We start from the raw sequence: 13,160 nt of genomic DNA, 5'->3' as shown, positions 1-13,160 counted from the left end.
CGGCGGCACGGGGCTGACGGGTCGTGGGGCCGGTCCGAGGTGGTCGGGCACGGTCGGCAGCGGTCCGGGACGGTCGGGGTCGGTCGGCCCGTTCGGAAACCGTTCGCCACCGCGCCCCCGCCGCCCGGCGGGGGTTCAGCTGCCGGTGCCCGTGCGACCCCAGTCGGGGCCGGCCGCCGCCCACGCGCGGTCGAGGCGGGCGTACCGGGTGAGCGTCAGGCGGCGCACCGCGAGGCGGCGGGCGGCCTCCACCAGGAGGCCGACGAGGAGCGCGGCCATCAGACCGGCGACCGCCGCGTGCGCGCGGGCCGTGCCCGCCCGCATGGGCGGCGCCACCTGGTGCCCGTCGCGGTCCGTCCAGAGCGGGAAGGTGTCGCCGGGCGCAGAGTGCCGCCGGGCCGTCGTCACCGTTCCCGTACGGGCCGAGCCGTCGGGGGCGGTCCAGCGGGCCACCACGGAGCGGCGCAGCCGGTCCTCCCCGGCCGCGTCGGCGGTCCGCGGACCGGTGGCGGGCCCGTCGGCCGGGCGCACCACCCGGGCGGTGGTCGGCACCCGCTGTTCCTGCTGGGTACGGACCGCGCGCTGGAGCGAACCGTACGCGGAGGAGCCGGCGGTCCAGCCGGTCAGCGGCACCGCGACGCAGAGCAGGACGACGGCGGCGAACGCCAGCCACGCCTCGACGAGGTCCGTGGTCCGCCGCAGGGGATTGTGCCGCCAGCGCCAGACTCCGGTGGCTGCGCGCACGTCGGAACCCCCTCGTTGTTCGCCGCTGCTCCAACGAGTGTGCCCCGGGGGAGGTTTCCCCGCCTGTCGGACGGCCGACTCAGTCGATGATCTTCACGGCGTCGCCGACCCGGACCGTGCCGGTGTGCTCGGGGACGAGGTTCTGGCCGAAGATCACCCGGCCGTCGTTCTTGCGGTGCCGGGCGAGGGTCCACAGGGGCTCCTTGCCCCGCGCGGCGGTGAGCTGGTTCGTCGTGGTGACGACGCAGCGGCCGCAGGGCCGGGCGACGCGGAAGGTGACCTCGCCGACCGCGAGCCGCGTCCAGCCGTCCTCCGCCCAGGGCGCGGTCCCCTCGATCACGAGGTTCGGCCGGAACCGGTTCATCGGCAGCGGACCCTCGTCGGCGTGGTCGCCCTGCGCGATGAGGGAGTTGAGCGCGTCGAGCGAGGACGCGGCGGCGACGAGCAGGGGATACCCGTCGGCGAAGCTCACCGTCTCGCCGGGCAGCGCGTACGCGGGATCGACCGGGCGCCGGTGTTCGGGCGCGTCCATGTGCACGAGGGTGGCCTCGCACTCCAGGTACGCCGACAGCCAGGCGGCGGCCGCGGCGCCGGCCGGCACCGCCTCCACGTACTTGTCGAAGATCTCCACCGTGACCGTGGCCGAGGGGTGCGGGACCTCGACCGTCAGCGGCGGGTGGCCGGGCGCGGACAGCGTGATCGCGCCATCGGGCGACAGCCCGGCGGTGGCCAGTGCCATCCGGGGGTGACGGCGCTGGGTCACGACCTTGCCCGTGGCGTCGACGACGGCCCAGCGGCGGTCCCCGGCCAGCCCCCAGGGTTGTACCTCGGCCTCCGTGAGCGCCAGCGCGCGCATGGCCTTCACCGGGTGGACGTGGACGGAGCGGAGAACAGGATTGGACATGACGTCATCCTGCCAGCCGCTCCGGCCCGACATCGGCCGGTGCCCGGAGCCGGTCAGTAACCCCCGCCCTGGTAGGGACGGTTGTACGGGTCGTCGTAGGGCGCGGGGGCCGGGACCGGCGCGGGCCGGGGTGCCGCCGGACGCATCGCCTCGTATCCCGCGGGGGCCTGGCGGGCCTGCTGCGGGTACGAGCCCGTCTGGTAGCCGCGCGGGGCCACCGGCTGCTGCGGGATGTACGGGGTCGGCGCGTGCTGCAGGGGTACGGGGGCCATCTGCGGCGAGGGCTGGGGGTAGCCGTAACCGCCGCCGTACGAGGGGGCGGGGTGCGGGCTGGGCGCCGCCGGCAGGGCGGGCAGGGCCGCGGGGAGCGCCGGCAGGTAAGAGCCGCCTCCGGAGAAGCTGCTGCCGGTGTCGTAGGCGGCGGGCACTCGGATCGGGGCGATCTGAGGCGTGCCCCGCTCCGCGACCAGGGAGTCGTAGATCGGGGTGTCCGGGAAGGACGGCGCGGTGTAGTAACCGCCTCCATAGGTGGAGCGGGGGGAGGTCATGGCACATAAGTTAAGCCCACGATGTGCTGGTTGGGGAGCCCCCTTCTTGCGGTCATCCGATTTACGCTGGTTTTGTCCGCCTGACCTGCCAAAACCTCGTTAAAGAACGCGTTAACATCGCGGTTTCCAGGGGGTTCGCCGGTCAACGAGAAGTGACGGACGCGCTACAAAGGGCGACACCTGCTCGGCATTCGCCGGAAACGGGACTCCGAGCGCCCGGCGACCCCGGACCGAACGAGGGCGGCGCCGCCGTTCACCGGTTCTCGGGACGACATCCACATCCTTCACACCGCCTTCTTCGAGGAGTAACAGAAAATCGTGTTTAGACGCAGGTGAATGCCCGCTCGGAAAATCGGCAATCCACTGCGCCGCCGCGTCCCGACCCCGTGTTCTGTCCCCCTGGCGCCCAACTCCCATTAGAGAGTGCCCGATCCCCGCTTCTCCGCTTTGCCCGTGCTTACCGGCTCGGCGGAAGGGGGCCGGGCGACGGGCACGGGGCCCCGCGCCGGGCGTTCTGCCCGGGGCGGAGCCCCGCGGGGTGGGGAGCGCGGTGGTTCAGTCGAGCTCGTCCGGGTGCGGGCCGGTGCGCATGCCGCGGTCGAGTGCGGACACGGTCCGCATCTCCTCGTCGGTCAGTGCGAAGTCGAAGACGTCGAAGTTCTCCCGGATGCGCGCCGGAGTGACCGACTTGGGGATGACGACGTTGCCGAGCTGGAGGTGCCAGCGCAGCACGACCTGGGCGGGGGACTTGCCGTGGCGGGCGGCCAGGTCGGCGATGGCGCGCTCGCCGAGGACGGCGCCCTGGGCGAGCGGGCTCCACGCCTCGGTGACGATCCCGCGCTCGGCGTGGAAGGCGCGCAGCTCGGCCTGCTGCAGACCGGGGTGCAGCTCGATCTGGTTGACGGCGGGGGTGAGCGTCGCGTCCTCCGTCAGGCGCCGCAGGTGGCCGGGCTGGAAGTTGGAGACACCGGCGGCGCGGACGCACCCTTCGCCGGCGAGGCGCTCCAGGGCCCGCCAGGACTCGCGGTACAGGTCGCGGGCGGGCGTCGGCCAGTGGATCAGGTACAGGTCGACGTGGTCGAGGCCGAGCTTGGCGAGGCCGGCGTCGAACGCGCGGAGCGTGGCGTCGTACCCCTGGTCCGCGTTCCACAGCTTGGTGGTGACGAAGAGTTCGTCGCGGGGCAGCCCGGACGCGGCCAGCGCGCGGCCGACGCCCGTCTCGTTGCCGTAGACGGCGGCGGTGTCGATGCTGCGGTAGCCGGTCTCGAGCGCGGCGGTGACGGCGGCGGCCGTCTCGTCGTCGGGGACCTGGAAGACGCCGAAGCCGAGCTGGGGGATCTCGACGCCGTTGTTCAGCGTGACGGTGGGGACGGTGGAGGGAGCCATGGTGCGGTGCTTCCTTGTGTGGTGCGCGGGGACTCGGTGCGAGGGGTGCGGGTCATCGGGACAGTTCCGCGAGCGCGGCGCGGGCGAAGGAGTCGTCCTGGTCGGGGGCGCCGCCGCCGACCCCGATGGCGCCCACGAGACGGCCGTCGCGGTGGACGGGGACGCCGCCGGCGATGAAGAGCAGCGGCCGGTCGAGGGCGGTGGTGAGGGTGTGGAAGGGGCCGTCGGGCTTGACCAGGTCGACCAGGTCGGTGGTCGGGGCGTCGAGCTGGAGCGCGGTGTACGCCTTGCGGGTGCTGGTCTCGCCCGATATCAGGACCGCCCGGTCGTCCCGGCGGAAGGCCAGCAGGTGCCCGCCGGCGTCGAGGACGGTGACGCTGACCGTCACTCCGGCGGCCTCGGCCGCGTTCCGCGCGGCGGAGATCAGCGTCTCGGCGTCGGCGGTGGTCAGCGGGGTGAGGGTGGTCGTGCTCATGGCGCTTCTCCTGGAAGTGGGGTGCGGGTGCGGGTCGGGGGGACGGGCCGGGGGAGGGGAGCTCAGTGGAGTACGGGGGTGCGGACGGCGGCGGCGTCCCCGTCGGCGGTGTCCGCGGTGGGAGCGGCGGGGGGACGGCGCTCCAGGGCCGCGGACCAGAACGCGAGGCCCAGGGCGGCGGCGGCGAGGGCGGCGCCGACCCAGTTCGGGGAGGTGTAGCCGAAGCCGGCGGCGATGACGAGTCCGCCCAGCCAGGCGGCCAGCGCGTTGCCGAGGTTGAAGGCGCCGATGTTGACGGCGGAGGCCAGCGTCGGCGCCCCGTGCGCCTGGTCCAGCACGCGCTTCTGCAGGGGCGGCACGGTGGCGAAGCCGAGCGCGCCGACCAGCAGGATGGCGACGGCCGCGAGGATCTTGTCGTGCGCGAGCACGGGGAACAGCGCCAGGACGACCGCGAGCCCGCCGAGGGTGGCGTACAGCAGGGGCATCAGGGCACGGTCGGCGTACCGCCCGCCGAGGAGGTTGCCGAGGAACATGCCGACCCCGAAGAGGACCAGCAGCCAGGTGACGGCGCCCTCGGAGTACCCGGTCACCTCGGTCATCATCGGCGCGATGTAGGTGATGGCGGCGAAGACCCCGCCGAAGCCGAGGACGGTCATCGCCATCGCGAGCAGCACCTGCGGGTTGCGGAACGCGGTCAGCTCCCCGCGCAGGCGGGCGCCCTCCGGGCGGGGCATGGCCGGCACGAGGCGGGCGATGCCGAGCAGGCCGACCACGCCGAGCGCGGCGACGACGGCGAAGGTGGTGCGCCAGCCGACCGCCTGCCCGATGAAGGTGCCGAGCGGCACGCCCACGATGTTGGCGATCGTCAGCCCGGTGAACATGGTGGCGATGGCGCCGGCCTTCTTGTCCGGCGCGACCAGGCCGGCGGCGACGACGGACCCGATGCCGAAGAACGAGCCGTGCGCGAGCGAGGCGACCACGCGCCCGGCCAGCATCACCCCGAAGGACGGGGCCAGGGCCGAGACCACGTTGCCGAGCACGAACAGGCCCATCAGCACCATGAGCATCCGCTTGCGGCTCACCTTGTTGCCGAGCACGGTCAGCACCGGCGCGCCGATGACGACGCCGAGCGCGTAACCGGTGACCAGCAGGCCCGCCGTGGGGATGGTGACGCCGTAGTCGGCGGCGATCTCGGGCAGCAGGCCCATGATCACGAATTCCGTGGTGCCGATCCCGAAGGCCCCGACGGCCAGGGCGATGAGTGCGAGAGGCATGAGCCCGACCCTTCCTTGGTTTGCTTGAGTGAGCTCCTAGCGAGCTCCCACAATAATTGCAGACGCGCGATAAGTGCAAACGCAGATAACTGGCGCGGTCGGGGTGCTGGTGATCCCGTGCGGGGGAGAGGGTCGCTCCGCCATGGAGCCGGCGCGGGCCCCGTGGGCGAAAAAGAGACCGACCCCGGCGCGATGCCGGGGTCGGTCGGTGCTGCGTGTGCTCGGAGCGTCGCTCCACGCGACGGGGGTCAGCGCGGGCGAGGCGCCCCCGCGTCGAGGCGGTGACGGATGTACCGCACGAGTGCGTCGGCGACGCGCCGGCGGTCCCGGTCGGGCAGGTCCTCGTAGGCGGCGGAGACGGTCATCCACTCGTTGAACACGTAGCCGTTCTCGGTGACCAGCCAGTCCACGCACAGGTAGTCGGATTCCAGGCTGCGGGCCAGCCGCTCGCTGAGCTCGACCACCTCGGCCGGCGGCTCGTAGCCGGAACCGCTTCCTCCCTGACTCACGTTGGCCAGGTAGGCCTCGTCGTCCGGCTCGCGCAGCAGGGCGGCGATGACCTTGCCTTCGTGCACGTACACCCGCACGTCGCCGTCGTTGGGCACGTGGGGCTGGATGAGGCAGCCGAGACCGCCGGGCGTCAGCAGGTCGATCGCCGAGGAGAGGTGCTGGGTCGTGTCGGCCTTGAGCACGCCGAAGCCCATGGCCATGGAGCGCGGCTTCACGACGTACGGTCCGTCCGGCAGCTCCGTGTGCACGGCGTCCAGGGCGCGCCGGGCGTAGCGCCCGAAGGGGACCGACACGGTCGGCAGCACGGGGGCTCCCAGCGCGGCCGCGTGGTGGTACATCGCCAGCTTGTCGAGGCCGAGGACCTCGGGGTCCAGGGTCCCGTCCGTGAGGAGGGGGCAGTCGGATGCCCGGATGGTCCGGGTGATGGCCTCGAGGTGCCGGGCGATGGCCGGGTCCCAGGACCAGGAGGTGACGAGGAATCCCGCGTACTCCGCGAGCAGGTCCTCCTTCTGCCAGAGGAGGCGCGGCGAACCGTTCCAGACGGGGACGATGTCGCAGGAGTGGGCGATGCGCACGTCGAAGCCCGCCGCGCGCAGCATGTCGACGCGCTCGGAGCCCTCGCGCCGCAGCCGCTCCTGCACCCGCGGGTCGTAGTTGTCGGGGGAGGTGATCCACACCAGTCTCGGCGGCGTGGAAGGGTCGGTGAAGTTGTCGTTCACAGCGCTTCCTTGGTGACGGACGACTCGGACGAGGGCTGCGCGAGCACGCGCATGCCGCGAAGGGGGGTACAGAGGAGCCAGAGCGAGGCGAGGGCCGTCCCGGCGGCTCCCGCCCAGACGGCGGACCGGGTGCCGTAGAACTCGGCGAGGACTCCGCCCAGGACCACGCCGAGGGGTCGCGCGCCCCAGGCGAAGAAGCGGACGGTCGCGTTGACGCGGCCCAACAGGTTTGTGGGCACCGTTCGTTGGCGGTAGCTCACCTGGGCGACGTTGTAGACGACCAGTCCCGCCGCGAAGGCGAACTGCGCACAGACCACGAACGCGAGCCGTGCTCCGGAGCCCGCGAATCCCGCCAGCAGGGTGCACGGAGCGGCCAGGGTCACGCTCAGGACGACGGCCCGGCCGTCACCGAGCCGATCGACGACGCGCCGGACGACCGCGGTCGCGCACAGGCCTCCCACGCCTCCCGCCGTGAACAGCAGCCCGAGGGTGACGGCCGGCACCCCCAGGTCCTGTGCCAGCAGGACCAGGAGCATGCCGTAGCCCATGCTCCAGAAGAAGGTCATGGTCGTGGAGCAGGCCAGCAGCCAGCGGAGCACCGGGTGACCCCACAGGTATCGGATGCCCTGCAGGATCGAACGCCCGAGGCGGTCGCGCGGCGTCCGGTCCACCGGTTCGGGGTGCGGGTCCTTGATGCGGGCCACGCAGAGGGCCGACCCCACGTAGGCGACCGCCGACACCAGCACGGCCGCGGGCGCCGTGACCGCCTGCACGATCAGACCGGCGATCCCCGGACCGGCCACGGCGGCCGTCTGGTCCACGACGACGAGGCGCGCGTTGGCCGTCACCAGCCCTTCGGAGCCGACCAGATGGGGCAGATAGCTCTGGTCGGCGACATCGAAGAACACGGTGGCGACACCGATCACGAACGCCACCGCGCACAGATGGGCGACGGTGAGCGCGTCCAGCGCCCACAGCACGGGTACCGCGCCGAGCGCCACCGCCCGGGCGAGGTCGGCCACGATCATGATCGGCCGTTTGCGCATCCGGTCGACCCACACGCCGACGGGCAGTCCGATCAGCAGGAAGGCGACGGTCTGCGAGGCGGCGACCAGGCTCACCTGAAAGGGAGTGGCGTGCAGGCTGGTCGCGGCGAGCAGCGGCATCGCGAGGTTGAGCACCACGAAACCGCCCTGGCTGAGCGACTGCGCCCACAACAACCGGCGAAGACCCGCGAATCGCCCGGGCGTTCCGGTCGTCCGGGTCACGCCGCCGCGGAACTTGCTGAGCTGCATGGCACCGCCGTGAAGTCGTCTGGGCGTCGGGCGTCGTGGAGCGGGAGGCCTCAGGACGTGCAGAAGCTATGCGCTCCGCACGTCCCCCGCAACGCTCCCGCGAGCCGGCCGCAGCGCCGCTCCAGACGTCCGTGCAGGTCACCGCCCTGGGCCGAGTGACGTGCCCCGCCTCGGCCCCGCCGAAGGGAGAGCAGGCGAAGAGCCCGGCAAGAGGCCGTTCGGAGCGCGTCGCGGCGGCGGGGGTGTGCCACGGCGCGGCTCCGCCGACCCGTCGGCGCGCTCGACGGGAGACCGCACGGGGAACCGTCTCGGTACGAGGCGTCGACTGTCACAGGGATCTGACGATGCGTCACTTCACTCTGTCGGGAGTGGTCAGCTCGAACGGTCGCAGCGGAGTGGGGTCGACGACCCTCGTTCCGTGCGCTCCGCGCTCCGCGGCCGCTTCCTCCAGCGCGAGCGCCGCGGCCGACCGCCCGGGGCTGCCGCCCGCGCGCCGCGCTTCGTCCGTCAGGAGGAGCGGGGAGACCATGTCGTCGTGGTGACTCGGCACCAGGACCGCCGGCTCGCCCAAGGCGCTCTGCAGTCGGTCCAGGTACCGGTGGACGGCGCTGTGCGAGGTCATGCCGACGAGGGCGACATCCGGTCGCGAGCCGGTGAGTTCCCGCTCGGCGAGATTGCTCGTGCCGGAGAGGTACACCGACGGTCCGTCGTCGAAGGAGACCACGTAGGCCAGGGTCAGGCCCTCGACCAGGTCCCCGATCGTCCGCGGTGCCCGAGGTCGGCGGACGAGTGTCCCGGGTGCGAAGTAGCCGTGGTCGGCGAACTGGCTGTGCAGACTGCGCAGCACCTCGACGGTGAAGCCGGGGAACCGGAGGTGCTCCCCGCCCCGGACCCGGATCACGTCGGCCAGCCGGGCGTCCGGGGTGCCCATGGCGGCGAGGAGGTGGTGGGACGTCTCGTCGCAGAGCGTGCGGATGCGGTGGCCGGACCATTCGCGACGGGCCAGCAGCTGCGGTACGTCCGCCACGTGGTCGAAGTGGCCGTGGCTGAGCAGGATCAGATCGGGAGGGCCCGAGAGGTGGCGATCGGCCACGGACGCGACGGCCTTCCGGTCCCACCGCAGGGGCAGGGACGGGTCGAGCGATCCGTCGGACGCCTGGAAGGGCATGCGGCTCAGGTAGGGATCGAAGAGCAACCCGGCATCCCCACAGCGGATTTCCCAGCCCGCGACCCCGAGCCACTGCAGGAACATGCACCCTCCATCGGTGACGTACGGCGACCAGGGAGGTACCCAGATTATGGGGCGCAGTCGTTCATTCCGGTCATATGGGCTGTACGGCGAGGCGGGGAGCCGCGCCCCCATGGGTCCGGTCGTGCCTCGACGCCATAGGTCGTCAGGTCGGGTGGCTCAAACGATGCTGCGCCTCACGCCGCCCGTTCCGGTGGGAAAGCGGAGCCGCGGAGGCGCGCGGTCGGCGGCCGCGAGGGCCGCCGTCGAGACGTTCGGCGTCTCTGCGGAGGGCGTACGGAGCAGGCCGCGCGTCTCCTCGAAGGTGCGACGTCGCCTTGCCGCCCGCGATGGCAGGCAATCCGGATTGGTGGCCTCCCCGCGCCCGCGAGCGTTCTCGGGAGCGAAGTGCACTATCTCCTGGCATATGCCGCTTGGCCGAGTCGCGTCTCGGACGCGGGTGACCGGCGCGTCCGACCGTCCAGCGGGGCGCAGCTCGGCGGGCGTTGCGCGATCACGCCGGCAACGCCGTGTTCGCCACGCGCTCGCGACGACGGCCCGGCCCGGCGCGTGGAGGGGGCCGCGCCCGCCGGCTTCGTGACGTCGGCAGGCACGGCCCGCTCCCGCGGCAGACCGTTCGCTCTCGTGTGTGCGGTGTCCGGCATCCGGAGTCCCGCGCGGGGGCTGATCGTCTCTGAACGAAATCAGCCAATCAATGCGCTGGTCCGGGCGTCCATTGACACGCCCCTCGCACCTTCCGTCTACTTCTCACGCACAGTTCGACCGGCAGTCGACGCGCGTCACGACGTGAAGGGTCTCAGGATGTTCACCGATGACAGAGACAGGACAGAAGTCAGGGATGTCGGGGACGGCACATCCCGGCCTGTTCGCATCGCCGTGTTGGGACCGCTCGAAGTCAGGGTCGGATCGGACCTCGTGACCGTGCCCGGCCACCGGCAGCGGGGGATCCTGGCCGCGCTGGCGCTTCAGGCGGGACGCGTCGTCGCCGCCGGCCATCTGATCAAGTCCGTGTGGTTCGACAAGCCCCCGAGAACCGTCATGGGGCAGGTGCAGACCGGCATCTGGATGCTCCGGACGACCCTCATCAACGCCGGAGCCCCGGCGGACGTCGTCCAGTCGTGTGCCACCGGATACCGGCTGAACGGCGACGTGTGCTCGGTCGACGTGGCGAGCTACCGGGCGAAGGTCGCCGAGGCCCGCGCCATGCACCGGCGCGGCCGGCTCGACGAAGCGGCCCGACTGGTGCGCTCCGCACACGAGTTGTGGCGCGGTCCCGCCCTCGCGGACCTCACCCATCAGGGCCTGCGCAGCTGGTCCACCCGCCTCGACGAGGAACACATCGTCGCGCTGCAGTACCGGGCATCCCTCGAACTGCAGCTGGGGCGGCACGAAGAGGTGATTCCCGAACTCTTCGAGCTGGTCGACAACTACCCGTTACGAGAGAGTCTCCACGCCGACCTCATGCTCGCGCTCTACCGCTCGGGCCGCCAGGCGGATGCCCTGGAGGTCTTCCACGGCGTGCGACAGACACTCGCGGACGAGCTGGGGATCGACCCAGGGCCCGGATTGCGCACACTGGCGCAGGCGATTCTCTGTCAGGACAGCAGGCTAACACCACGCCCGGCGGCAAGTCAGCCACCCTTGCACGCGGCGCTGTCCGCGCACGCGTCGTCGTTTTCCGGAGGAGATCCGCTGTGAGCACCGGGCGCAAGACCGACGACAGCGCACGGGTGCCCCCCTCGGGCACGGGGGAGGCGAAGCGCCCCCGATCGATCCCCCGGGGCGAAGGGGTCGGCTGGTTCGGCACCGCTGCCCTGGTCAACGCGATAGGCACCGGATTCTTCTACCCGTACCAGCTGTTGTTCTTCGTCGCCGTCACGGACCTCTCGCTCACCACCGTGGGCGCCGGCCTGACGGCCGCCACCCTGATCGCCCTGCCCGCCGTCTTCATGGTGGGGCGGCTGGTGCAGCGCTGGGGACCGAGGACCGTGCTGATCGTGGCCGCGCTCGTGCGGGCGGGCGTCTTCGTGGGATACCTCTTCATCCACCACATCGCGACCTTCATCGCCCTCGCGGTGGTCGCCGCGGTGGCGCAGCGCGCCGAACAGATCTCCATGCCGGTGCTCGCCGCCGGGACCGCCCCCGCGGAGGAGGTCGGCCTCTGGCTCGCCCTGACGCGGGTGTCGTTCAACCTCGGCATGGGCTTCGGCGGCCTGCTGGCGGGATTCGTGTTCGTGGGCGTCGACGACGGTTCGGGTTACACCGTGATGGGTCTGCTGAACGCGGCGAGCTTCGCCCTGGCGGCGTTGCTGTACCTGCCCCTCGCGGCGGTGCGGCCGGCGAGCTCCCAGAAGACCGGGAGAACCGGGGGCCCCTGGCGCGACGGGCTCTTCCTGCGGCTCGCCCTGGCGAACTTCGCGCTCATCACGGTCATCGTCGCCACCGAGGTGGGGCTTCCGGTCTATCTGATCGAGGAGTTGCGCGCACCCAGCTGGACGGTGGGGCTGGTCTTCGCCGTGAACACCGTGCTGATGGTGCTGTTCCAGCTCCCCATCACCGGGCGCGTCGAAGGACGGGCGCCGCTGCGCGTCATCGCGCTCGGCAGCGTGCTGCACGCCGCCCTGCTCGCGGTGCTCGGCCTGGCGGGCGTGCTCTCCTTCGCGGCACTGCTTCCGCTGCTGCTCCTGGGAGTGTCGATCTACACGCTGGGGGAGATCCTGGCCACGCAGGCGTTGTCGGTCCTGCTCGTGAAGCTCGCTCCCGAACGCGAGATCGGGGTCTACCAGGCCTTCAACCAGGTGCTCGTCGGCCTCTCGCTGGCCATCGTGCCGCTGCTGGTGGCCTTCCTCCTCACCCACACGGCCGCCGGTCTGTGGTGGCTGCTCACGGCCATGACGGTGGCGCTGTCCCTCGGAATGCTGAGCCTGCACCGGACGTCGGCCACGGCGATCGCCGGCGCGACGCCCGCACCCAGCGGCTCCTGACCGAGCCGCCGGAGCGAGGGGCCGGACTCACCCGGCGGAGTCCCGTCCGGGGCAGGCGCGGCCTGCCCCGGACGGGACGTCCTGCGTGCCGGACTACCGGCGCGGGGTGAAGGTGATGACGTCACCCGCGCGCTCGCCCCCGGTGGGGAGCTGCCCCTGGGAGTTGGTGCGGATGTACACCCGGTGCAGCCAGCGGTCCTTGCCGTCCCAGCGCGGCGAGAACGGCGTACGCGCGTGCGTGGTGCGGAAGTTGTCGATGATCAGGAGGTCTCCCGGCGTCAGGAAGACACCCTCGGTGACATCGTCGAGCGCCTGGGACAGCTTCGCCACGGCCTCGGCGTCCGCGCCTTCGTGGGGCTTGAGCAACTCGCGGTCGTAGCCCAGGAGCGGGTCGTCCTGGGGACCGTACAGCGGCTTCACCTTGGCGATGGCCCCCGGGTCCTCGATCCCGCCGCGGAACGCCACGTCGACCTCGCAGGGCTGCTTCGCGTCGTAGAGCCGGTCGATCGTCTCCTTGTCCAGGAGCCGGAGGGCCTTGCGTATCGAGCCCACCAGCGTCTGGGCCTTGCGCTCGTGGTCGGCCCTGGAGCACGCCAGCAGCACGTAGTTGGGCTGCAGCGTGTGGTAGGCCATCTCGGTGTGGAACTCCAAGAGGGTCTCGCTGGTCTCCGACGACAGGTGGTGCGCGCCCGGCGAGGGGTACACGTCGTGGTAGACCGTCCCCGAACGCAGTTCCGCGTACCCGGTGTGCAGGCCGAGGCGCCGGCCGATGATCGCGAGGAACGCCTCCATGTTGAGGCGGCCCCGCTCGACGGGCGCCGGGGTGCTCGTCGGCGTCGTGGGCAGCTCGTCCTCCGGCTCGACCGGAAGCCCGCGCAGCAGCAGGTAGCCGTCTTCGTTGCCGACCTGGTTGAAGGCGTCCAGCGTGTCGCTGACCTCGTACGGCAGCTCCTGTGCGAGCTTGTGCGCCGCGTCCAGGAAGCCGTACAGGTCCTGACGGGGCACGGCGGGAAGCCGCGACGTCAGCGACAGCAGAAGGTCCTGGTGCTCGGTCACGTCCAGAATGGCCATG

Annotated in this window: 12 protein-coding genes; 2 read left to right on the top strand and 10 right to left on the bottom strand. The window is 71.9% G+C overall.

Going from position 1 to position 13,160, the window contains the following annotated elements; genetic code table 11:
- Positions 1-135: 135 nt before the first annotated feature.
- The 9 genes from OO54_RS05390 to OO54_RS05350 form a co-directional block, all read right to left on the bottom strand.
- Positions 136-744, bottom strand: a complete 609-nt coding sequence (locus OO54_RS05390) for an Rv1733c family protein (RefSeq protein ID WP_033201697.1) — start codon at positions 742-744, stop codon at positions 136-138.
- A 79-nt stretch (positions 745-823) separates the two neighbouring features.
- On the bottom strand, positions 824-1,648 hold the full coding sequence (locus OO54_RS05385; RefSeq protein WP_033201696.1) for an MOSC domain-containing protein: 825 nt from the start codon (positions 1,646-1,648) through the stop codon (positions 824-826).
- 53 nt (positions 1,649-1,701) lie between these two features.
- A complete protein-coding gene (locus OO54_RS05380; RefSeq protein ID WP_033201695.1) occupies positions 1,702-2,196 on the bottom strand; it encodes a DUF6643 family protein in 495 nt (164 codons plus the stop codon).
- Positions 2,197-2,751: 555 nt separating this feature from the next.
- On the bottom strand, positions 2,752-3,582 hold the full coding sequence (locus tag OO54_RS05375) for an aldo/keto reductase (RefSeq protein WP_033201694.1): 831 nt from the start codon (positions 3,580-3,582) through the stop codon (positions 2,752-2,754).
- Positions 3,583-3,634: 52 nt separating this feature from the next.
- Positions 3,635-4,057, bottom strand: a complete 423-nt coding sequence (locus tag OO54_RS05370; protein WP_033201693.1) for a GlcG/HbpS family heme-binding protein — start codon at positions 4,055-4,057, stop codon at positions 3,635-3,637.
- Positions 4,058-4,119: 62 nt separating this feature from the next.
- On the bottom strand, positions 4,120-5,331 hold the full coding sequence (locus OO54_RS05365; RefSeq protein ID WP_033201692.1) for an MFS transporter: 1,212 nt from the start codon (positions 5,329-5,331) through the stop codon (positions 4,120-4,122).
- A 248-nt stretch (positions 5,332-5,579) separates the two neighbouring features.
- Positions 5,580-6,560 (bottom strand): ATP-grasp domain-containing protein, encoded by a 981-nt coding sequence (locus tag OO54_RS05360; protein WP_033201691.1) that lies wholly within the window; start codon positions 6,558-6,560, stop codon positions 5,580-5,582.
- The gene (locus OO54_RS05355; protein WP_063738251.1) at positions 6,557-7,855 is read right to left on the bottom strand and encodes an MFS transporter; all 1,299 of its coding nucleotides are present in this window, start codon (positions 7,853-7,855) and stop codon (positions 6,557-6,559) included. The genes OO54_RS05360 and OO54_RS05355 overlap by 4 nt, the downstream gene beginning before the upstream one ends.
- Before the next feature lie 349 nt (positions 7,856-8,204).
- The gene (locus OO54_RS05350; protein ID WP_078905058.1) at positions 8,205-9,107 is read right to left on the bottom strand and encodes an MBL fold metallo-hydrolase; all 903 of its coding nucleotides are present in this window, start codon (positions 9,105-9,107) and stop codon (positions 8,205-8,207) included.
- Between the two features lie 798 nt (positions 9,108-9,905).
- Here OO54_RS05350 and OO54_RS05345 point away from each other — a divergent pair.
- Positions 9,906-10,802: an AfsR/SARP family transcriptional regulator gene (locus OO54_RS05345; protein ID WP_051786729.1), complete on the top strand. Its 897-nt coding sequence runs from the start codon at positions 9,906-9,908 to the stop codon at positions 10,800-10,802.
- Positions 10,799-12,088 (top strand): MFS transporter, encoded by a 1,290-nt coding sequence (locus tag OO54_RS05340; RefSeq protein WP_051786728.1) that lies wholly within the window; start codon positions 10,799-10,801, stop codon positions 12,086-12,088. Before OO54_RS05345 ends, OO54_RS05340 begins: the two co-directional genes overlap by 4 nt.
- Before the next feature lie 93 nt (positions 12,089-12,181).
- Here OO54_RS05340 and cs1 read toward each other — a convergent pair whose 3' ends face one another.
- Positions 12,182-13,159, bottom strand: coding sequence for a clavaminate synthase Cs1 (cs1, locus tag OO54_RS05335; protein ID WP_033201690.1), 978 nt, complete (start codon positions 13,157-13,159; stop codon positions 12,182-12,184).
- Position 13,160 lies beyond the last annotated feature (1 nt).

The organism is Streptomyces wedmorensis (assembly GCF_000716445.1).
GTDB classification, from domain to species: Bacteria; Actinomycetota; Actinomycetes; order Streptomycetales; family Streptomycetaceae; genus Streptomyces; species Streptomyces wedmorensis.
Note: the sequence above shows the minus strand (reverse complement) of the source record. Positions and strands in the feature narration are given on the sequence as shown.